We start from the raw sequence: 21,529 nt of genomic DNA, 5'->3' as shown, positions 1-21,529 counted from the left end.
GTGTAGCCGCTGGCGCAGCCCCTGTGGGAGCGAGCCTGCTCGCGAAATCGGTGTGCCAGACAACATCTATGTTGAATGGTAGGCCCTCTTCGCGAGCGGGCTCGCTCCCACAGTCGTACCGCGCTGGGTTGGATCAGGCGCCGATGCGCGCTTGCGCCGCCAGGCGATTGATCGAGCGCTCCAGTTCTTCGAGGGCTGCCGCCGCTTTCGGGTCTTGTTGCTTGAGCAGGGTTTCGCTGCGCTGGCAGGCGGCGCGCAATTGCGGGACGCCGCAGTAACGGGTGGCGCCGTGCAGGCGATGGACCCGTTCGATCAAGGCATTCTGGTCATTGGCTTCGCGGGCGACGCGAATCGCCTCGCGATCGGCTTCCAGGGAGGCCAATAGCATCGCCAGCATGTCCGCTGCCAGATCGGCCTTGCCGGCGGCCAAACGCAAACCTTCGTCGTGATCAAGCACCAGCAAGTCAATGCCAACAGGGTTGTCGCTGGAGCGCTCCGGCACCTGATTGCGCAGGGCCAGGCCGGTCCACTTCAGCACCACTTGGGCCAGTTGCCGTTCGCTGATGGGTTTGGTCAGGTAATCGTCCATGCCGCTTTGCAGCAGGGCGCGTTTTTCGTTGGCCATGGCGTGGGCGGTGAGGGCTACGATTGGCAGTGGCGTGCAATGCCGCTCGCTTTCCCACTGACGAATCTCCTCGGTGCTTTGGCGTCCATCCATGCCCGGCATTTGTACGTCCATCAGCACCAGGTCGAAGGTTTCGTTCTGCACCGCTTTGACGGCGGCGTAACCGCTTTCCACGGCGAGGACTTTGGCGCCCATGTCTTCGAGCAGGGTTTGCACCAGCAGCAGATTGGCCGGGTTGTCGTCGACGCAAAGGACCTTCGGCGCCCGGCTCGATACCGGTTCGCCGGGTTCACTGCGCTGCTGGCGCGGGTTGACCAGATCGGACAAGGCCCGGCGCAATTTGCGCGTGCACGCCGGTTTGGCCTGGAGCTGGCTGTGGGGGTTGGGCACCGAGAGGTGGAACAGCGTCTGCTCGGTGGTCGGGCACAGCACCAGGACTTTGCAGCCCAAGTGCTCAAGGTCCCAGATGTGTTGGTTGAGGCGTTCCGGCGGCATGTCGTTGCTGGTGATGCCGAGTACCGCCAAGTCGATGGCCTGCTCGGTCTGATGGGCGCCGGTGACGCCATTGGTCAGGCTTTCCAGCGTGTTGAACGGCGTGACTTCCAGGCCGCAATCTTCCAGTTGATGCTGCAACGCCTGACGGGCCAGTTCGTGGTTTTCCAGCACGGCGACCCGACGCCCGAGCAACGGCGGCCCGGGCAGGTCTTCGGCGTCGTCGCGGGTTTTCGGCAGGCTCAGGCTGATCCAGAATTCCGAGCCTTCCCCCGGCGTGCTGTCGACGCCAATCTCGCCGCCCATCTGCTCGATCAAACGCTTGGAAATCACCAGCCCCAGCCCGGTGCCGCCAGGTTGGCGCGACAGCGAGTTATCCGCCTGGCTGAAGGCCTGGAACAGGGCACGCACGTCCTGGTTCGACAGGCCGATGCCGGTGTCCTGAATGCTGATGCGCAGTTGCACGCTGTCTTCGTGTTCTTCTTCGAGCATTGCCCGGGCGACGATGGTGCCTTCGCGGGTGAACTTGATCGCGTTGCTGACCAGATTGGTGAGGATCTGTTTCAGGCGCAGCGGATCACCCACCAGCGACAGCGGCGTGTCGCGATAGACCAGGCTCACCAGCTCCAGTTGTTTGGCATGAGCTGCGGGGGCGAGGATGGTCAGGGTGTCCTGCAGCAGGTCGCGCAGGTTGAACGGAATGTTGTCGAGTACCAGTTTGCCGGCCTCGATTTTCGAGAAGTCGAGGATCTCATTGATGATCCCCAGCAGGCTGTCGGCGGACTTTTCGATGGTGCCCAGGTAATCGAGCTGGCGCGGGGTCAACTCGCTTTTTTGCAGCAAATGGGTGAAGCCGAGAATGCCGTTGAGCGGCGTGCGGATTTCATGGCTCATGTTGGCCAGGAACTCGGATTTGATCCGGCTCGCTTCCAGGGCTTCCTTGCGCGCCAGGTCCAGTTCGATGTTCTGGATTTCGATGGTTTCCAGGTTCTGGCGCACGTCTTCGGTGGCCTGATCGACGCTGTGTTGCAATTCTTCCTGGGCGTTTTGCAGGGTGCCGGCCATGCGGTTGATGCCGGACGCCAGCTCATCCAGTTCCTGGCTGCCGAGGGGCGGCAGGCGGGTTTCCAGATGACCGTCCTTGAGCTGCGCCACCGCCAGTTTGATCTGGCTGATCGGCCGGTTGATCGTGCGGCCCATGCGCAACGCCAGCAGCGCCGCCCCAGCCAGCCCGGCGCCAATCAGCAGCAGACTGGCGAACAGGCTGCGGTAACCGCGCAGCAACATGCCGTTGTGGGACAGTTCCAGTTCGACCCAGCCCAGCAGTCGGTCGGCTTCATCGGGAATCACGTCGCCGGCCAGGTTGCGATGCTTGCCGAACACCGGCAGCAGATAGCGGGTGGCGTCATTGCCGCTACGGCGCAGCATCTGCGAGCCGTTGCCGATCGGCGCTGCGTTGAGCATGGTCGGGCCGGCGTGGGCCAGGGGCGTGCGGTCGGGAGCGAGGAAGGTCACGGCGCGCACGTCGGTCTGTTCCAGGGACTGGGTGGCGATGCGTTCCAGCAGGTCGGTGTCCTTGTGGCCCATGGCCGGGGCCACCAGCGGCGCCAGTTGCTCGGCGATCATCTCGCCGCGCTGCATGAGTTGGGCTTGCAGGTCCGATTGCTGCATCCAGGTGAAATAGCCGCCCAGCACCAAGGCCATCAGGCTGGTGGGCAGCAAGGTCAGCAACAGCACGCGGCCTTTGATTCCCAGTTTCTTAAGCACGCATTTCTCCTGCATCCCGCTATTTATTGGACCCGCGCGTGCATCCGGCACGCACCACTTGCGCAGTGTAGCGATTTGCTTGCGGGCAATCTTCGTAAAATTGATGTCGTCATTCGTCGGTTGGATCGACGCTTTCGCCTGCCGGGCAAACCTTGGGTTGCCCATGGCGAGGCAATCTTGAATAATCGCCAACTGAGAATTATTTGCAGATAGTCATGAATCCCATCACTGCTGGCCATCCTCGTATCCTGTCTATAGAAGACGACCTCGTGCTCGGTGCTTATGTCCACGAGCACCTGGGGCGCTGCGGTTTTCAGGTGACCTGGTGCCAGAACGGCCAGGAAGGCCTGGCCATCGCCCGCGGCCAGCCGTTTGATGTGGTGCTGATGGATATCCTGCTGCCGGGACTCGACGGCTTGAACGTGTTGACCCAATTGCGCCAGAGTCATGCCACGCCGGTGGTGCTGATGTCGGCACTGGGCGCCGAGGCTGATCGCATCAGCGGTTTTCGCCTGGGTGCCGACGATTACCTGCCCAAGCCGTTCAGCATGGCCGAGCTGCGGGTGCGCATCGAAGCCATCCTGCGCCGGGTGGCCCTCGACCGTCGGCCAGAACCTTTCGCGGTGATCAGCCCCGTTCACAGCTTGCTGTTCGACGAGGACCAGTGTGAGGTTTTCTACCGCGAACAGGCTGCCGGCCTGACCCGCAGCGAGTACCGACTGCTGGAAATCCTCAATCGCAACCACGACGAAGTACTGAGCAAGGCCTTCCTTTATCAGCAAGTGCTGCAACGGGGCTACGCGGCCCATGACCGTAGCCTGGACATGCATATCAGCCAGATCCGTCGCAAGCTCAAGGCTGTCGGCTACGCGGAGCGGGAAGTGCGCACGGTATGGGGCAAGGGTTACGTGATGAGCGCCGTCGATGAAATGGTCTGACCTGCCGGGCCGGCACTCGCTGTTCTGGAAGCTGGCGTGTTTGCTGGTGGCGTTTTGTCTGTTGATGATCTGGTTGAGCTGGTCCTGGGGCCGCTATATGGAGCAGCGCAACCAGTTCCTGTCCGATGACGCCCGCGGCACCTTGACCCGCTACGCCGCCGAAGCCGAACAGGCGTGGCAGCAGCGCCAACGGGCGGGCGTCGATGCCTGGCTGCAAGGCATGAAACAGCGTGAAACAGGCTGGGTTGGCGTGATTGGCGGGGATTTGCAGTCCTTGGGCAGCGCGTCGCTGACGGACAAGGAAATCGAACACCTGACCTTCCTGCGCGGCCTGGACTGGCCCATCCACAAGAAAAACCTGCCGTGGTTGCGTGTGCCGTTTCCCGGCGACCCGTACGCCGGCAACCTGGTGATCGAATTACCGCAACGTTTCATGCCTGGGCAGTACCGGGTGTTCTGGCGTGTAATCACCAACGGGGTGATTCCCGGGCTGTTCACCTTGCTGCTGTGCGTTGGCTTGTATCGATTGCTGGTCGTGCCGTTGAACAGCCTGCGCGAACAGGCCAACGCCTGGCGTGCCGACCAATTGAACGTGCGCCTGTCGAGCCACACCACCAATCGCTCCGATGAACTAGGCGAGCTGGGCCGGGCCTTCGACCACATGTCCGAACGCTTGCAAAGCACCGTCGCCCTGCAACAACAACTGCTGCGCGACCTGTCCCACGAACTGCGCACACCCCTGAGTCGCCTGCGGGTGGCCAGCGAAAGCGAGCAGGGGCTGGTGCAATTGCGCGAGCGCATCGGCCGCGAAGTCGATGGCATGCAGCGCCTGGTGGAAGACACCCTGCAACTGGCCTGGCTCGACACCGAACGCACCCGGTTGCCCGATGAATCGATCCAGATTCAGGCGCTGTGGGACATGCTCACGGAAAACGCCTGCTACGAAAGCGGCTGGCCGGCGAGTCAATTGCGCTGCGAGGTGGATTCATCCTGCTGGGTCCGTGGGCATCTGAATACCTTGGCCCAGGCATTGGAAAACATCGTGCGCAACGCGATCCGACATTCCCCCAACGGTGGCTTGGTCAGCCTTGGCGGGCAGCGTGACGGCGACTTCTGGCATCTGTGGCTGGAGGATCAGGGCGGCGGGGTGGCTGAAAGTGATCTGGAGCGGATCTTCTCGCCCTTTATTCGCCTCGATGGTTCGCGACCGGGGGATGGCGGGTTTGGGCTGGGGTTGAGCATTGCCAGGAACGCGGTGCAGCGTCAGGGGGGGACGCTTTGGGCGCAGAACACTGGGGTGGGGTTGCGGTTGAATATGCGGTTATTGGCGGATGTTTGTGGCGTCAGTGACGACGCCTTCGCGAGCAAGCCCGCTCCCACAGTGGACCTCTGTCGTCCACAAATAGCGTGATCACCACGGATCCCCTGTGGGAGCGGGCTTGCTCGCGAAGAGGCCCTGCCAGCCACCACAATCTCCCAAGCTAAAGAGAAAGTCGCTCCACTGGTGCGACATTTGTCCTGACTGTAACGGATGCTGAAAACTGCACTGTTGGAGTGCGATGTCTCTAAACCGGAAAATGTGTCAGCAGTGCTGACACAATCATCCTGGGGCGCTCATTGCCCAAGCGCCATGGGGTAAAGAAGATGAGTCGCGATCCAGTCCCTTATTCCCATAAGCCATAAGCACCACACTTTGCGTGATATGGCCTGTGAACGTTTGCCGGTATGATAGGCGCCCCCGCAGTCTGGATTGCGAATACGCCATGACCTTGCAGTACCCAACCATCGCCGATTGCGTCGGCAACACTCCGCTGGTCCGTTTGCAGCGCCTGCCTGGCGCCACCAGCAACACCCTTTTGCTCAAGCTCGAAGGGAATAACCCGGCGGGTTCGGTCAAGGATCGGCCGGCGCTGTCGATGATCACCCGCGCCGAGTTGCGTGGGCAGATTCACGCCGGCGATACGCTGATCGAAGCGACGTCGGGTAACACCGGGATTGCGCTGGCCATGGCCGCCGCAATCAAGGGTTACAAGATGATCCTGATCATGCCGGACAATTCCAGCGCTGAACGCAAAGCCGCGATGACGGCCTATGGCGCCGAGCTGATTCTGGTCACCCAGGAAGAAGGCATGGAAGGCGCTCGCGACCTCGCCCAGCGCATGGAAGCCGAAGGCCGTGGCAAGGTGCTGGACCAGTTCGCCAACGGGGATAACCCTGAGGCGCACTACACCACCACCGGCCCGGAAATCTGGCGCCAGACCGAGGGCACCATCACGCATTTCGTCAGTTCGATGGGCACCACCGGCACCATCATGGGCGTGTCGCGCTACTTGAAAGAGCAGAGCGACAGCGTGCAGATCATCGGCCTGCAACCGATGGAAGGCTCGGCGATTCCGGGCATCCGTCGCTGGCCGCAAGAATACCTGCCGAAGATCTACCAGGCCGATCGTGTCGACCGCATCGTCGACATGGCCCAAAGCGAAGCCGAGGACGTGACCCGCCGCCTGGCCCGTGAGGAAGGCATTTTCTGTGGTGTGTCCTCCGGCGGTGCGGTGGCAGCGATGCTGCGCCTGTCCCATGAAGTTGAAAACGCGGTGATCGTTGCGATCATCTGCGACCGTGGCGACCGTTACTTGTCGACCGGCATTTTCGACGCGCCCAACTGATGGCCAAGCAAGAGAGAGGCCTGCGCTTCCAACCCACGGGCGGCAGCAAGGCCCCGCAAGTTCCGACCGGCAAAAAGCAGCGCTTGAGCATCGAGCGCCTGGCCAATGACGGTCGTGGTATCGCGTTTTTTGAAGGTCGCACCTGGTTCGTCATCGGCGCATTGGCCGGTGAAGATGTCGAGGCGCGGGTGCTCAATGCCCACGGCAAAGTGGTCGAGGCCCGCACCGAGCGGGTGTTCCAGGCCAGCGAATTGCGTCGCCCGGCACCGTGCCCCCATGCCGGTCGCTGCGGCGGTTGCAGCGTGCAACACCTGCCCCACAGCGAACAACTTGCCCTGAAACAGCGCATGCTGGCCGAGCAATTATCCAAGGTCGCCGGTGTCGAACCTCAAGAGTGGGCTGCGCCGTTGAGCGGACCGGAATTCGGTTACCGCCGTCGCGCCCGGGTGGCGGTGCGCTGGGACATGAAAGCGAAAAAACTCGAAGTGGGTTTCCGTGCGGCTGGCAGTCAGGACATCGTTGCAATCAACGAGTGCCCGGTGCTGGTACAGCCCTTGCAACCGATCATGAGCCGCTTGCCGGAGATGCTCCGTCGTTTGAGCAAACCCCAGGCACTTGGGCATGTGGAATTGTTCAGCGGTTCATCGCTGGCGGTGTTGCTGCGGCACATGGCGCCGTTGTCCGAGGCCGACCTGACGATCCTCAAGGATTTCTGCGCGTTCCATGAAGCCCAGTTGTGGCTGCATGGCGACGGCGAGCCGCAACCGGTTGAAGCCGGCCAGACGCTGGGTTATCGCCTGGAGCAGTGGGACTTGAATCTGGCGTATCGGCCGGGGGATTTCATCCAGGTCAACGCCGGGGTTAATGAAGCGATGGTCGCGCAGGCGCTGGACTGGCTCAAGCCACAGGCCGATGAGCGCGTTCTGGATCTGTTCTGCGGCCTGGGCAACTTTGCCCTGCCGCTGGCCAAAGCCGTGCGCGAAGTAGTGGCGGTGGAAGGTGTGCAGGCGATGGTCGAGCGCGCCGCTGCGAATGCCGCCAGCAACAATTTGCATAACACCCGGTTTTTTCAGGCCGATTTATCCCAGCCTTTGACCGATGCCGAATGGGCGCGCGAAGGCTTTTGTGCGGTACTCTTGGACCCACCACGGGACGGTGCTTTCGAGGTGGTGCGCAAGCTGGCATCCCTGGGCGCCAAACGGTTGGTATACGTGTCGTGCAATCCGGCAACGCTGGCGCGGGACACGGTTGAATTGATCAAGCAGGGCTACCGGTTAAAACGTGCCGGGATTCTCGATATGTTTCCTCAGACGGCACATGTCGAGGCCATGGCGTTATTTGAAGCGAGCTAGGACGGCTCGTCTGGTCCGACTGGCCGCCCGTGCAGCCGCCGCGCACCAGCCCGGCGCGGGCTCACGGGCAATGAAGGTCAGCGATTTGACGCATTGAATCTGCGTCGTAGGGAAGGTAAAGCAAGATGGTACAGGTGAGAGCACACCAGCCGATCAACACCGACGGCAGTATCAATCTCGAGGCTTGGCTCGATCACGCGGTCACTGTCGATCAGGCACTGGATCGCGAAGCCTTGAAGGAAGCCTGCGAGTTCGCTCGACAGGCCGAACAGCAAGCCAATGCGGCGAAAAACCTCTGGTCCGAAGGGACCTCGAGTTTCCGCACGGGCCTTGAGATCGCCGAGATTCTCGCCGACCTCAAACTCGATCAGGATTCGTTGGTAGCGGCGATCCTGTATCGCGGCGTGCGCGAAGGCCAGATTGAACTGCCGGCGATCAGCCAGCGCTTCGGTCCGGTGGTCGCCAAACTTATCGACGGCGTGTTGCGCATGGCGGCGATCAGCGCCAGCCTGAGCCCCCGTCAATCCCTGGTGCTGGGCACTCAGGGCCAGGTGGAAAACCTGCGCAAAATGTTGGTGGCGATGGTCGACGACGTGCGCGTCGCGCTGATCAAACTCGCCGAACGCACTTGCGCGATCCGTGCGGTCAAAACCGCCGACGACGAAAAACGCAACCGCGTGGCCCGTGAAGTCTTCGACATCTACGCGCCGCTCGCCCATCGCCTGGGTATCGGTCATATCAAGTGGGAGCTGGAGGACTTGTCCTTCCGTTACCTGGAGCCCGACCAGTACAAGCAGATTGCCAAGTTGCTGCACGAGCGGCGACTGGACCGCGAGCGCTTCATCGCCGACGTGATGAGCCAACTCAAGAATGAATTGACCGCCACCGGCGTCGATGCCGACATCAGTGGCCGGGCCAAACACATCTATTCGATCTGGCGCAAAATGCAGCGCAAGGGCCTGGAGTTCAGCCAGATCTATGACGTGCGCGCCGTTCGCGTGCTGGTGCCGGAAATGCGCGACTGCTACACCGCGCTCGGCATCGTCCACACCTTGTGGCGACACATCCCGAAAGAATTCGACGACTACATCGCCAACCCGAAAGAGAACGGCTACCGCTCGTTGCACACCGCCGTGATCGGCCCCGAAGGTAAAGTGCTGGAAGTGCAGATCCGCACCCATGCCATGCACGAAGAAGCCGAGTTGGGCGTTTGCGCGCACTGGCGCTACAAGGGCACCGACGTCAAGGCTGGCTCCAACCAGTACGAAGAGAAAATCTCCTGGCTGCGGCAGGTCCTCGAGTGGCACGAAGAACTCGGTGACATCGGCGGCCTGGCGGATCAGTTGCGGGTCGATATCGAGCCGGACCGGGTCTACATCTTCACCCCGGACGGTCACGCCATCGACTTGCCGAAAGGCTCGACACCGCTGGACTTCGCCTACCGCGTACACACTGAAATCGGTCACAACTGCCGTGGCGCCAAGATCAACGGGCGCATCGTGCCGCTCAACTACAGCCTGCAAACCGGTGAACAGGTCGAGATCATCACCAGCAAGCACGGCACGCCGAGCCGTGACTGGCTGAACTCGAACCTGGGTTACGTCACCACTTCCCGGGCGCGGGCGAAGATCGTTCACTGGTTCAAATTGCAGGCCCGTGATCAGAACGTCGCGGCCGGTAAAACCTTGATCGAGCGCGAACTGACGCGCCTCGGCCTGCCTGCGGTGGATTTCGACAAGTTGGCCGAAAAAGCCAACATGAAAACCGCCGAGGACATGTTCGCCGCCCTCGGCGCCGGCGATTTGCGTTTGGCGCAACTGGTCAACCTGGCCCAGCAACTGGTCGAGCCGGAACGCGGCAACGAACAACTGGAACTGATTCCGCGCAAAGCCACCGGCTACAAACCGGGCAAACGCGGCGATATCCAGATCCAGGGTGTCGGCAACCTGATGACCCAGATGGCCGGTTGCTGCCAGCCGCTGCCGGGGGATGCGATCGTCGGTTACATCACCCAGGGCCGCGGTGTGAGCATTCACCGTCAGGACTGCGCCTCGGTGCTGCAACTGGGCGGGCGCGAGCCAGAGCGGATCATCCAGGTCAGCTGGGGCCCGGTGCCGGTGCTCACCTACCCGGTGGACATCATCATCCGTGCCTACGACCGTTCCGGTCTGCTGCGTGACGTGTCGCAGGTGCTGCTCAACGAGCGGATCAACGTGCTGGCGGTCAACACCCGCTCGAACAAGGAGGACAACACTGCGCTGATGTCCCTGACCATCGAGATTCCGGGGCTGGATGCGTTGGGTCGGTTGCTGGGAAGGATTTCCCAATTGCCGAACATCATCGAAACCCGGCGTAACCGCACCCCGTGAAGCGGTCCCCTGTAGGAGCGAGGCTTGCCCGCGAAGGCGTCGTATCAGCCAACAAAGATGTCGACTGACACGACGCCTTCGCGGGCAAGCCTCGCTCCTACAGGTTTACGGTTACCCGACACACCGCGTTGCAGATGTAGAGATTGATTGATGTATTCACTCGAAGACTTGCTGCACCTGATGAACCGCCTGCGCGACCCGCAGTTCGGCTGCCCGTGGGACATCAAGCAAACCTACGCCACCATCGTCCCGCACACCCTGGAAGAAGCCTACGAAGTGGCCGACGCCATCGAGCGCGGTGACTTCGATCACTTGCAGGGTGAGTTGGGCGACTTGCTGTTTCAGGTGGTTTATTACAGCCAACTGGCCCGGGAAGAAGGGCGCTTCGAATTCGCCGGGGTGGTCGACAGCATCACCCGCAAACTGATCCGTCGTCATCCCCACGTGTTCCCCACCGGTGATCTCTACGCGCCGCTGGACGTTCCGCGTCTGAACGAAGAACAGGTCAAACAGCGCTGGGAAGAGATCAAGGCAGAGGAGCGCGCTGAGAAGTCCACGGCGCCGGAACAGTTGTCCTTGCTCGATGACGTGCCCGCAGCGCTACCGGCACTGTCGCGCTCGGCCAAGTTGCAAAAGCGCGCCGGGCAGGTCGGTTTCGACTGGCCGGATGCGCTGCCGGTGCTGGACAAGGTTCGCGAAGAACTCGATGAAGTGCTCGAAGCCATGGCCGACAACGACTCGGCAGCGATTGCCGACGAGGTCGGTGATCTGCTGTTTTCCGTGGTCAATCTGGCGCGTCATCTGAAGGTCGATCCGGAAACGGCCCTGCGTGGCGCCAACAGCAAATTCGAAAGACGCTTCCGTTTTATCGAACAGGCATTGCGCGACACCCACCGTCCCATAGAAGATTGCACCCTCGAAGAGTTGGACGCCCTATGGGGTGAAGCCAAACGTCAGGAAAAGAATTTGCCCAGCTGCGGTTGAGCAGTTGCCTAAGTGAGAAATAAGCACCATGAGCATTTCCCTTCGCGACCAGTTGCTCAAAGCAGGGCTGGTCAACCAAAAGCAGGCCAAACAGGTCGGCAAAGAGAAGCAGAAGCAGCAACGCCTGGTCCATAAGGGCCAGATCGAACAGGACGACACCCAGCAGCGCCTGGCCAAGGAAGCGCTGGCCGAGAAGGTCAAGCGTGACCAGGAGCTGAATCGCCAGCAGCAGGAAAAGGTCGAGGCCAAGGCTCGTGCCGCGCAGGTCAAGCAATTGATCGAAGTCTCGCGCCTGCCCAAGTTGACCACCGAGGACTACTACAACTTCGTGGACGACAAGAAGGTCAAGCGCATCTCGGTCAACCCGCTGATGCGCAACCAGCTCAGCAATGGCTTCCTGGCGATCGTGCACCACGGCGGCGGTTACGAAGTGATCCCCCGTGAGGCGGCCCTGAAGATCCAGGAGCGCGATCCACAGCGAATCGTGCAGCTGAACGTCAAGAAGGAAGAAGTCGCTGCCGAGGACGATCCGTACGCGGCCTATCAGATTCCTGATGACCTGATGTGGTAAGCCTTTAGGGCCCGCTACAACGACAAACCCCGCTCATGGCGGGGTTTGTCGTTTTCAATGCTGTAGTTGCTTCACACCTGGGCGGAACGCAGTTCGCGCTGTTGCTCCAGTGTTTCCAGTTCAGACTTGTAGTTATGCGCATCGGTCTCGGAATGGAACATGCCGACCAGCATGTCTTGTTGATGTACATCCCAGATACGGATACCGGCGGCGATGCCTTCATGGGATTTATGTGAATCGTCGCGTTCAGTTACTTTTACAGTCATCTGCTAGCTCCCAATCTCAGTTACCTGCACCAAGGCGTGTGCAGGCCTCTGTTATATGTTTTGTTAGCTTCCTAAGTAAACGCTTTCGTTCGGCAACGAATAATTGCGAAAACTGCAAAAGTCCTGCAGCCCGCTAAACACGCGACATTCGGTCGCAGGTGGCTGAGTTAAATGACAAAAGTTTCATGTTCGCCTTGAACAAAACCGCTGCTCTAGACTGACTCCAATCCCCCTTGTGGGAGCGGGCTTGCTCGCGAAAGCGGTGCCTCAGATAGCAATGATGTGACTGACACTGCGCCTTCGCGAGCAAGCCCGCTCCCACAGGTATTGTGCAGTTGCTGGTACTTTTCCCAGGCGCAAAAAAAAAGCCCCGAACCAGTCGGGGCGTTTTTGTGTGCAGCGAACGGGGCGGGGTGTTACTTGCCAGCCCAGCGCTTGAGCACCAGCGTGGCGTTGGTGCCACCGAAGCCGAAGCTGTTGCTCATCACGGTGTTGATGGTGGCGTCTTCGCGCGTCTTGGTCAGGATCGGCATGTCAGCCACTTCCGGGTCCAGTTCGTCGATGTTGGCGGAACCCGCCATGAAGTTGCCTTCCATCATCAGCATGCAGTAGATCGCTTCGTGAACGCCGGCGGCGCCCAGGGAGTGACCCGACAGGCTCTTGGTGGAGCTGATGGCCGGAGCGTTGGCGCCGAACACTTCACGCACACCTTTCATTTCCGCGACGTCGCCGACCGGAGTCGAGGTGCCGTGGGTGTTCAGGTAGTCGATCGGGGTGTCGACGGTGGACATGGCCATCTGCATGCAGCGGATGGCGCCTTCGCCGCTTGGCGCGACCATGTCGTAGCCGTCGGACGTCGCGCCGTAGCCAACGATTTCCGCGTAGATCTTCGCGCCACGGGCCAGAGCGTGTTCCAGCTCCTCGACCACGACCATGCCGCCACCGCCGGCGATGACGAAACCGTCACGCTTGGCGTCGTAGGCACGGGAAGCCTTTTCCGGGGTTTCGTTGTACTGGCTGGACAGTGCGCCCATGGCGTCGAACAGGAACGACTGGCTCCAATGTTCTTCTTCACCGCCGCCGGCGAACACGATGTCCTGCTTGCCCATCTGGATCTGTTCCATAGCCGTACCGATGCAGTGAGCACTGGTAGCGCAGGCAGACGCGATGGAGTAGTTCAGGCCCTTGATCTTGAACGGCGTGGCCAGACAAGCGGAAACGGTGCTGCTCATGGTCCGCGTTACGCGGTATGGGCCGACGCGCTTCACGCCTTTCTCGCGCAGGATGTCCAGCGCTTCCATCTGGTTCAGCGTGGAGGCGCCACCGGAACCGGCGATCAGGCCGGTACGCGGGTTGGAGACTTGCTCATCGGTCAGACCGGAGTCAGTGATGGCGTCTTTCATGGCCAGGTAGGCGTAAGCCGCCGCGTGGCCGACGAAGCGATAGATCTTGCGATCGATCAGCTCTTCGAGGGGAAGGTCAATGGAGCCGGAAACCTGGCTACGCAGACCCATTTCAGCATATTCCGGGTTGAACCGGATGCCAGGGCGGCTTGCACGCAGGTTAGCGGAGACGGTCTCTTTGTCATTGCCCAGGCACGAAACGATGCCCAGACCAGTGATAACGACGCGGCGCATGCGGATAACCCTTAGAAGTTTTCAGTGGAGGTGAACACGCCGACCCGAAGGCCTTCGGCGGTGTAGATTTCGCGGCCGTCGACACTGACCGAACCATCGGCGATAGCGAGGTTCAGCTTGCCTTTGAGGACGCGCTTGATCTGAATGTTATACGTAACTTTCTTGGCGGTCGGCAGGACCTGACCAAAGAACTTCACTTCACCCGAACCCAGTGCGCGACCGCGGCCCGGCAGACCCTGCCAGCCGAGGAAGAAGCCGACCAGTTGCCACATGGCGTCGAGGCCCAGGCAGCCCGGCATCACCGGATCACCTTCGAAGTGACAGGCGAAGAACCACAGGTCCGGAGTGATATCCAGCTCGGCGACCAATTCACCTTTGCCGTACTTGCCACCCTCTTCGCTGATATGGGTGATGCGATCCACCATCAGCATGTTCGGGGCGGGCAGTTGCGCGTTACCTGGGCCGAACAGCTCACCGCGACTGCAGCGCAGCAGGTCTTCCCGAGTAAAGGCGTTTTGTTTGGTCATGCGAGCTCCTCAATAGTCCCGTGCGGCAGGGTGGGGCAAATCTTCCCGGCCGATCGAAGCGTTCATGCCTCGAGTCGACAGCCTACTCATAGACTATTGCGTTGTGGTGAAAGTCACAGCACCAAGGACATGAATGTACACTTGTGCACTGAAATTATTATTCAAGCCCCTTTTCGGGCCTGTTCGGGTGCCTAAGACTGCCGCACTTTCGCCTTTCACGCCAGTCGCAGATAGCCGAAAGGACAGCACTACTGCACCCATCGCTGCAGAATTTGCTGCAGATCAGTGCGTTTGAAGGGCTTGGCCAGGTAATCGTTCATGCCCGCCGACAGGCACGCTTCGCGATCACCCTGCAAGGCATTGGCCGTCAGGGCGATGATCGGCAAGTCCCCGCAACCGGGCAATTGGCGAATCTGGCGGGTGGCTTCATAGCCGTCGATGACCGGCAACCGGCAGTCCATCAGGATCGCCTCGAAAATCAGGCTCTCGGCACTGCGCACTGCCTGCGCGCCATCGCTGGCGACGCTCACAGTAAAGCCCAGGCTGCGCAACATCGCCTCGATAACGGTCTGGTTGACTGGATTGTCTTCCACCAACAGCACATTGCGTCCTTCGCCGTGGCCATTGCCCGTCGGCACCCGTGGCGGCGCCAGTTCCGGTAACGCCTGCTTATAAAGGGCCAGGGGAATTTCCAGGGTGAACACCGAGCCGCGACCTTCCTCGCTCTGGGCCCGCAACGTACCGCCCATGCGTTCGGCCAGGGTGCGGGCAATCGGCAAGCCGAGCCCGGTGCCGCCGTAACGTCTTGAAATGGAACTGTCGGCCTGCTGGAACGCGTTGAACATCAATTCCAGGCTTTCGGGTGAAATTCCGATGCCGCTGTCGCGCACGGTGCAGGTAAACCACAGCAGTTCGTGATCCAGGGATTGCCACTGTGGCTCGATGGTCACGCGGCCCTGTTCGGTGAATTTCAGGGCGTTGCCGATCAGGTTGACCAGAATTTGCCGGATCCGCGTCGGATCGCCCTGGACCTGCAAGGCGCGCAAGTCATCGGGGATCAGCAATTCCAGATCGAGCTTGCGCTGCACCGCGCTGTGCTGGAAGGACTGGGCGCAGCTACTGATCAGGTCCGCTAGGTTGAACGGAATGTGCTCCAGCTCCAGTTCCGAACGCTCGATGCGCGAGAAGTCGAGGATGTCGTTGATCACCTTGAGCAAATGCTCGGTGGACTCCGAAGCCAGCGCCGCGTATTCGACCTGCTCCTCGGTCATGTCGGTGGTTTCGAGCAATTGCAGCATGCCCAGCACGCCGTTCATCGGTGTGCGCAGTTCATGGCTCATCATCGCCAGGAAGTCGGATTTGGCGTTGTTGGCTTTTTCCGCTTCTTCCCGGGTCTGGATCAACTGCGACATCGCTTGCTGTTGTTCGCGGCTGGCCTGTTCCAGGCCCTCGGCGAGGTTGTTGATGTGCTGCGACAGGGCTCCGAGTTCGGTGTCATCGACGATCGGCAGCGGCGTGGTGTAATCGCCTTTCTGGATCGCCTTGACCGCGTTGCCGATGTCGCGGATCGGTTGCGACAGGCTGCCCGCCAGGCGCCGGGCCAGCAGGAAGGTGAACAGCAAGGCAAACAACGCGAGGATCCCGGCCTTGAACAGAATCTCTTGTTGGCGCTGGCTGAAAGCGTCGTTGGACAGGCCGACGACCACCCGCCCCAGGTAATCCTCGCTCGGCGCACTGACCGAGGTCTTGGTGTTCTGGAAGAAGTCATTGTTCAGCGCGATCCGTTGCAGCCGCACCGGTGCCTGGAACACTTCGACCTGCTGCGAGCGGTTGTGGGATTCCGACGGTTGTTCGACGTACACCAGAATCCGGTTGGCGCTGTCCTGCACTTCGAGGAAACGCACATTAGGCGTGGCGAGCGTGGCCTTGAGCAGACTTTCCAGCACGTCGTTGTTGCCGGAAATCACCCCGTATTCGGTGGCCGGCGCCAGTTGGTTGGCGATCAGTTGACCGGTGTGGTTGAGTTCCTGGCGCAGGTCCTGGATCCGCACGAAGGTGAAGAAGCTGATCAGCAGCAACGTCAGCAACAGGGCGGGGCCAAGGCTGATGATCTGGGTGCGAGTGTTGATGTCCCAACGGCGTCGGAAGGTCATGGGCGGCTTTCTCCTTCGGCCAACTGTGTTGCGACAGATGCTTCATTCATCTGTTCAATACCTAATGAACGAGCCACTTGTGGATTGCTTAAGACCTTGAAGTGCTTGGGGTAGAGCGTACGCGGCCAAGTGGCGGGCGGGCGGTCGAGCAGGTCGTCGAGAATCGCCAGCCAGTCGCTCTGGTCGCTGTAGGTGCTGGCCAGGCTGCCGGCCCTGACGAAACCGGCGTTGGGGCCGATCAGCGCCATTTGCCGGGCATAGCTGCTGAGCAGCAGGTTTTTCGCGGTCTTGGGGTTGTACAGGTCGGGATCGTCGAGGCCCAGCAGCACGTCGCTGTTTTTCAAGAGCGCCTGCAACGGGCGACTGTCGTTGGTGTTGTCCCAGCGCTCGGTGACGATCTCCAGGCCCAGGGGCAGGGCGGCCAGGCGCAGTTCTTTCAAGAGGAATTCGCTGTGCCGGTCATAGAGCACGCCGACCCTGCGCACTTGGGGCAGGATCAAGCGGGTCAGGTGCAATTGCCGCTCCAGGGGCGGATCGCTCCACAACAGGCTCAGGTGGGTGGGTTGCACATTGCTCAAGCGTTGCTGAGCTTGCAGGCGACTGATGCGCAGCACCAGTGTCGCCGGGCCCTGGCTGTCTTGCAGGCGCCAGTCGAGGCTAGGCAGGTCGAGCAGGATCAGACGTGTGCCACTGGGCAACTTGCCCGGCGCCGGCAGGCTCGCCAACGGCTGGAAACGCACGCTGTCGGTGGGGCGCAACTCGCTCAGGGCCTGGGTGAAAGATTGCACGCCGGGGCTGTCTTCGGCGCCGGTCAGCAGAATGTCCATGGCACGGGCCGGCAGGCTGCACAGCAGGGCGCCGAGCACCAGGCACAACCCGGCCAGCAGGCGGCCAAGGGTTGGCGTCTTCCGTGACTGAGGTTGCATCTAGAACGCCAGCTCCGCGCTGAAATAGAGCACTCGGCGTTCGTCGTAATTGTTATCGACGAAGGTGGTGGGCTGATTGTCCAGGCGTTGTTGCAGCACGCCGGCCAGTTCCAGGTTGGCCTTGCCCAGGCCGATGCGTTTGGCGATGCGCGTGTCGATCCGTTCGAAACGGTAGCCATTGAGGGCGTCGTCACCATAGTAGAAGAGCGCGCTGTTCCAGCCCTGGCCCCAGTTGCGCAACCAACCGGCGGAACCGCTGTTGCGCGCGGTCTGCTGTTGGTCCAGCGGGTTGCTGGCCTTGGCATCGACGTAGGCATAGGTCAGGCGCAGGCGATCTTTACTGCTGACGTGCCAGTCGAGCTGGGTTTCGGTCCCGCTGAAGCGGGAGTTGTTGGCGTTGCTGGCGATGTATTGGTTGTTGCGCAACGGCTCGCTGATCATCCCGGTGATTTCGTCGTAGAACAGCTTCACATCGACCGCCAGCCCGAGCTCGGCGAAGAAGCCGTTGTAGCCCAGTTCCCGGGAACGCATGCGCTCCTTGTCGAGGTCGCCGGGGCCGCGGGTCTTCACAAAGTAGCGGGCGCTGGTCTGGCCATAGGCGCTGGGCCGCAGATTGGTGACCTGGTAGCTCCAGTTCACGTTGTTTTCGAACATGTCCGGCGAGCGAATGGCTTCGGAATACACCGCACGCAGGCCGTGGCGCGGGTTGATCAGGTAGTTGACCGCTACCCGTGGGGTCAACGAACTGCCGGTCAGTTGCGTGTCTTCGAACATGGCGCCGCCCTGAAGCAACCAGTGTTCGCTGGCGCGCCACTCGAGTTGGCCGAACGTGCGCCAGGTGGTGTCGTCGAGCGTGCCATTGAAGTAGGTCTCGGAGTCTGCCCGGTCGTAACGATAGTTCATGCCGCTGACCAGTCGCAGACTATCGGACAGGCTCAGGGTGTCCTGCAGTTCTAGGTCGTAGCGCGATTCCCGGGCACTTTGGTCGATATCCCCGCAGAGGGTTTGTTTAGCGCCGTTTTTCCACTGCTCCAGCACTTGATTGCCCAGGGCCTGTTCCGCCGCCGTACCTGCCGGTGCGCCGGGCCCGGTGTAGCGCTCCATATTGCGCGCCAGGCGTTCGGCGTAATTCGGGTTGAGTTGCCACAGGTCGGTCAGTTGCGGGCTGAACGACACTTCGGCGTCACAGGCGCGCCAGGTCTGCTGGCGATCCCAGTGCTGCGCCGAGCCCTGGATATAAAGGCTGTGATCAGGGTTGATGTCCAGGTTCCAGCGCAGGGAACCGGCGTAATCCTTGGCGATTACGTCGGAATTGTTCCCGGCGGCGGTAATCCCCGAGAAGACCGGGCGATAGGTGTAGGGCCGCTGATTGCTGCCGTCCTTGGCATTCAGTTGCCAATCGATGCTTTGGCTTTCGTTGAGGGTCTGGCTGACCGCGAGGTTGAAGCGGTCCAGGCGTCGACTGTCACGGTAATCGGCGCCGCTGCGGTCCGAGTCGAAGCCGTCGTCTTGCTGGCCGGAGAGCGACAGGCGCAAATCGCCGCCGTCCCAACCGGTGCCCTGGCTGGCGTAGAAATCATTGATGCCGCGCTGGCCCCGGGTGACTTTCAGGCGTGTGCCGTGACTGTCCGCCGGGTTGCGGGTGATGATGTTGACCACCGCCATCAGCGCGTTGGCGCCATAACTGACGGTGTTCGGCCCGCGAAAGACTTCGATGCGTTCGATGTCTTCCATCGCGACCGGAATATCGCTCCAGTCCACCGTGGCCAGGCCGGCGCGGTACACCGAACGGCCATCGATCAACACCTGCATGCGTCGCGCTTCGCTGGCGTTGGTGCCGTGGTAGTTCACCGCCGCCTGATTACCGTTGATGTTGCCGACCATCATCCCTGGCACCAAACGCAGCAATTCGCTGATGTCCCGGGCGCCGCTGGCGTTGATCAATTCGCTGTCGATCACCGTCATGCTCCCCGGCACGGCGGCCGGCGACTGCTTCAGCCGCGTGGCCGTCAGTACCTGGGGCAGCGGTTCGTTGTCGAGGAACAGGTCGTCGGCCAGCAAAACCGGGCTGAAGAGCAGCGCCAGCAGCAGCGACGAGCGAGGTGAAGAAGGGCCAAAAGACACAACGCAGCCTTGATAGCGATTAAGTGGCGCGCATGTTAACCGAGCTCGGCGACTTTTCCAGTCACGTTACGGGCATTTTCCTCGGTTTTATCGGTCTTCTTCCTACAAGTACCGGTAATTAATGTCGGGGCTGGCCGCCACTGGGCCGCACCGTATAATGCCGGCATCGCCACTGGTATGGATTAACGGATTGCATATGACTGAACAGCGCCCGATTGCGGTCCTGGGAGGCGGTAGTTTTGGGACCGCCGTGGCTAATCTGCTGGCCGAGAACGGTCATCAGGTCCTGCAGTGGATGCGTGACCCCGAACAGGCCGAGGCCATCCGGGTCAATCGCGAGAACCCGCGTTACCTCAAAGGCATCAAGATTCTGCCCAGCGTGGAAGCCGTGACTGACCTGCCCGCCACCCTGGACGCCTGCGACCTGTGTTTCGTCGCGCTGCCGTCCAGTGCGTTGCGCTCGGTGCTGGTGCCTTACGCCGAACGCTTGACCGGCAAGTTGCTGGTCAGCCTGACCAAAGGCATCGAAGCCCACACGTTCAAGCTGATGAGCGAGATTCTTGAAGAGATCGCGCCGCAGGCACGCATCGGCGTGTTGTCCGGGCCGAACCTGGCCCGGGAAATCGCCGAACACGCCCTGACCGCCACGGTGGTCGCCAGCGAAGACGACGAACTGTGCTCCCGGGTCCAGGAAGCGCTGCACGGCCGCACCTTCCGCGTTTACGCCAGCAACGACCGTTTTGGCGTGGAGTTGGGCGGGGCGCTGAAAAACGTCTACGCGATCATCGCCGGCATGGCGGTGGCGCTGGGCATGGGCGAGAACACCAAAAGCATGCTGATCACCCGGGCACTGGCGGAGATGACTCGCTTTGCGGTGAATCAGGGCGCCAACCCGATGACCTTCCTTGGTCTGGCGGGTGTGGGCGACTTGATCGTCACCTGTTCGTCGCCGAAAAGCCGCAACTACCAGGTCGGGTTCGCCCTCGGCCAGGGCTTGAGCCTGGAAGACGCCGTCACGCGCCTGGGTGAAGTCGCCGAAGGCGTGAATACCCTCAAAGTGCTCAAGGCCAAGTCCCAGGAAGCGGGGGTGTACATGCCGCTGGTCGCCGGGTTGCACGCCATCCTGTTCGAAGGTCGCACGCTGGAGCAGGTGATCGGTCTATTGATGCGTGGCGAGCCGAAAACCGACGTCGATTTCATTTCCACCAGTGGTTTCAATTGAGCACGCCAACAACAGGGGCAGGGAGCGACACATGAACGATCCGAAAACAGAAGCCAAGTACGAGTCCATCCTGCTGCGAGTGCTGTGGATGATCGTGTTCTTGCTGGTCTGGCAAGTCGCGCAATTCATCCTCGGCGCGGTGGTGCTGGTGCAGTTGATCTATCGTTTGATCTATGGCGCCCCGAGCGCCAGCCTGATGAACTTCGGCGACAGCCTGAGCCAGTTCCTGGCGCAGATCGGTCGTTTCGGCACGTTCCACAGCGACCAGAAGCCCTGGCCGTTCGCCGACTGGCCGACGCCGCGTACACCGGAAGGTGAAGCGCCGCACGCTGTAGCGCCTGCGCCACATCCGGCGCGAGATGAGGAGCCTAAGCTATGAAACTCTGGGTATTGCGTCATGGTGAAGCCGAGCCACACGGCACGCGTCCAGACTCCGAGCGGGCACTGACCGCCCACGGGCGTGAAGAAGTCCTGCGTAGTGCCGCCGCGTTAATGGGCCATCCAATCACGGCCATTTATGCCAGCCCCTACCTGCGCGCGCAGGAAACGGCGGAAATCGTGCGCACGACCCTGGGGTTCGCTCCCGAGATCCGCACCGTCGAGTGGCTGACCCCGGACAATCGCCCGCAAGCGGTGGCCGAGCAATTGGTTTCGGTGGACCACGCCTTGCTGGTCAGCCATAACCCGCTGGTGGGCAATTTGCTGGGCTACTTGCAGCACGGTCATGTGCAAGACCCGGAAGCGGTGAAAACCGCCGGGTTGGCCGAGCTGGAAGGCGACTTGCCGCTGGCCGGGGGTATGAAGCTCAAGGGCATCAAACACCCGTAGTGGCTGCGCTGCGTTTTGCTTTTGTAGGAGCGAGGCTTGCCCGCGAAGGCGTCGCATCAGTCGACATCGTTGTTGAATGACA

The 21,529-nt window shown here is 61.3% G+C and carries 17 protein-coding genes; 10 read left to right on the top strand and 7 right to left on the bottom strand.

From position 1 onward, the window contains the following. Positions 1-133: 133 nt before the first annotated feature. Positions 134-2,884, bottom strand: coding sequence for a response regulator (locus BK665_RS16005; RefSeq protein WP_123407080.1), 2,751 nt, complete (start codon positions 2,882-2,884; stop codon positions 134-136). Positions 2,885-3,099: 215 nt separating this feature from the next. Here BK665_RS16005 and BK665_RS16000 point away from each other — a divergent pair, with 215 nt between their 5' ends. The 7 genes from BK665_RS16000 to BK665_RS15970 all read left to right on the top strand — a co-directional run bounded on the left by BK665_RS16000 (position 3,100) and on the right by BK665_RS15970 (position 11,764). Next, entirely contained in the window at positions 3,100-3,822 is a 723-nt protein-coding gene (locus tag BK665_RS16000; RefSeq protein ID WP_123407078.1) for a response regulator transcription factor, read from the top strand. Then, positions 3,809-5,233 carry a sensor histidine kinase gene (locus tag BK665_RS15995; RefSeq protein WP_123407076.1) on the top strand — a complete coding sequence of 475 codons (1,425 nt, stop codon included), beginning with the start codon at positions 3,809-3,811 and terminating at the stop codon, positions 5,231-5,233. The genes BK665_RS16000 and BK665_RS15995 overlap by 14 nt, the downstream gene beginning before the upstream one ends. Before the next feature lie 352 nt (positions 5,234-5,585). After that, positions 5,586-6,488 (top strand): cysteine synthase CysM, encoded by a 903-nt coding sequence (gene cysM, locus BK665_RS15990; protein ID WP_123407074.1) that lies wholly within the window; start codon positions 5,586-5,588, stop codon positions 6,486-6,488. Then, positions 6,488-7,840 (top strand): 23S rRNA (uracil(1939)-C(5))-methyltransferase RlmD, encoded by a 1,353-nt coding sequence (gene rlmD / locus BK665_RS15985; RefSeq protein WP_123407072.1) that lies wholly within the window; start codon positions 6,488-6,490, stop codon positions 7,838-7,840. The genes cysM and rlmD overlap by 1 nt, the downstream gene beginning before the upstream one ends. A gap of 125 nt (positions 7,841-7,965) precedes the next feature. Next, positions 7,966-10,209: a GTP diphosphokinase gene (gene relA, locus BK665_RS15980; RefSeq protein WP_123407070.1), complete on the top strand. Its 2,244-nt coding sequence runs from the start codon at positions 7,966-7,968 to the stop codon at positions 10,207-10,209. A gap of 150 nt (positions 10,210-10,359) precedes the next feature. Beyond that, complete coding sequence (mazG, locus tag BK665_RS15975; RefSeq protein ID WP_123407068.1) at positions 10,360-11,193, top strand: nucleoside triphosphate pyrophosphohydrolase; 834 nt, start codon at positions 10,360-10,362, stop codon at positions 11,191-11,193. Between the two features lie 28 nt (positions 11,194-11,221). After that, entirely contained in the window at positions 11,222-11,764 is a 543-nt protein-coding gene (locus tag BK665_RS15970; RefSeq protein WP_123407066.1) for a DUF2058 domain-containing protein, read from the top strand. 71 nt (positions 11,765-11,835) lie between these two features. Here BK665_RS15970 and BK665_RS15965 read toward each other — a convergent pair whose 3' ends face one another. The 6 genes from BK665_RS15965 to BK665_RS15940 form a co-directional block, all read right to left on the bottom strand. Next, positions 11,836-12,030, bottom strand: coding sequence for a hypothetical protein (locus BK665_RS15965; RefSeq protein WP_123407064.1), 195 nt, complete (start codon positions 12,028-12,030; stop codon positions 11,836-11,838). Positions 12,031-12,446: 416 nt separating this feature from the next. Further along, on the bottom strand, positions 12,447-13,667 hold the full coding sequence (gene fabB / locus BK665_RS15960) for a beta-ketoacyl-ACP synthase I (RefSeq protein WP_054054895.1): 1,221 nt from the start codon (positions 13,665-13,667) through the stop codon (positions 12,447-12,449). Positions 13,668-13,678: 11 nt separating this feature from the next. Beyond that, the gene (gene fabA, locus BK665_RS15955) at positions 13,679-14,194 is read right to left on the bottom strand and encodes a 3-hydroxyacyl-[acyl-carrier-protein] dehydratase FabA (protein WP_042560484.1); all 516 of its coding nucleotides are present in this window, start codon (positions 14,192-14,194) and stop codon (positions 13,679-13,681) included. A 248-nt stretch (positions 14,195-14,442) separates the two neighbouring features. Then, the gene (locus tag BK665_RS15950; RefSeq protein ID WP_123407062.1) at positions 14,443-16,347 is read right to left on the bottom strand and encodes an ATP-binding protein; all 1,905 of its coding nucleotides are present in this window, start codon (positions 16,345-16,347) and stop codon (positions 14,443-14,445) included. Continuing rightward, positions 16,344-17,273: an ABC transporter substrate-binding protein gene (locus BK665_RS15945; RefSeq protein WP_123407060.1), complete on the bottom strand. Its 930-nt coding sequence runs from the start codon at positions 17,271-17,273 to the stop codon at positions 16,344-16,346. Before BK665_RS15945 ends, BK665_RS15950 begins: the two co-directional genes overlap by 4 nt. Beyond that, a complete protein-coding gene (locus BK665_RS15940) occupies positions 17,274-19,397 on the bottom strand; it encodes a TonB-dependent receptor plug domain-containing protein (protein ID WP_123407058.1) in 2,124 nt (707 codons plus the stop codon). 196 nt (positions 19,398-19,593) lie between these two features. Between BK665_RS15940 and BK665_RS15935 the strand changes: the two genes are divergently transcribed. The 3 genes from BK665_RS15935 to sixA are packed head-to-tail and all read left to right on the top strand — an operon-like array spanning position 19,594 to position 21,447. Further along, positions 19,594-20,619 carry an NAD(P)H-dependent glycerol-3-phosphate dehydrogenase gene (locus tag BK665_RS15935; protein ID WP_123407056.1) on the top strand — a complete coding sequence of 342 codons (1,026 nt, stop codon included), beginning with the start codon at positions 19,594-19,596 and terminating at the stop codon, positions 20,617-20,619. A 31-nt stretch (positions 20,620-20,650) separates the two neighbouring features. Next, the gene (locus tag BK665_RS15930; RefSeq protein ID WP_123407054.1) at positions 20,651-20,998 is read left to right on the top strand and encodes a DUF4389 domain-containing protein; all 348 of its coding nucleotides are present in this window, start codon (positions 20,651-20,653) and stop codon (positions 20,996-20,998) included. Next, positions 20,995-21,447, top strand: coding sequence for a phosphohistidine phosphatase SixA (gene sixA, locus BK665_RS15925; protein WP_123407052.1), 453 nt, complete (start codon positions 20,995-20,997; stop codon positions 21,445-21,447). The genes BK665_RS15930 and sixA overlap by 4 nt, the downstream gene beginning before the upstream one ends. Positions 21,448-21,529: the final 82 nt, after the last annotated feature.

Origin of the sequence: Pseudomonas frederiksbergensis, from assembly GCF_003732665.1 — a bacterium.
In the GTDB taxonomy this organism is placed as follows: Bacteria; Pseudomonadota; Gammaproteobacteria; order Pseudomonadales; family Pseudomonadaceae; genus Aquipseudomonas; species Aquipseudomonas frederiksbergensis_G.
Note: the sequence above shows the minus strand (reverse complement) of the source record. Positions and strands in the feature narration are given on the sequence as shown.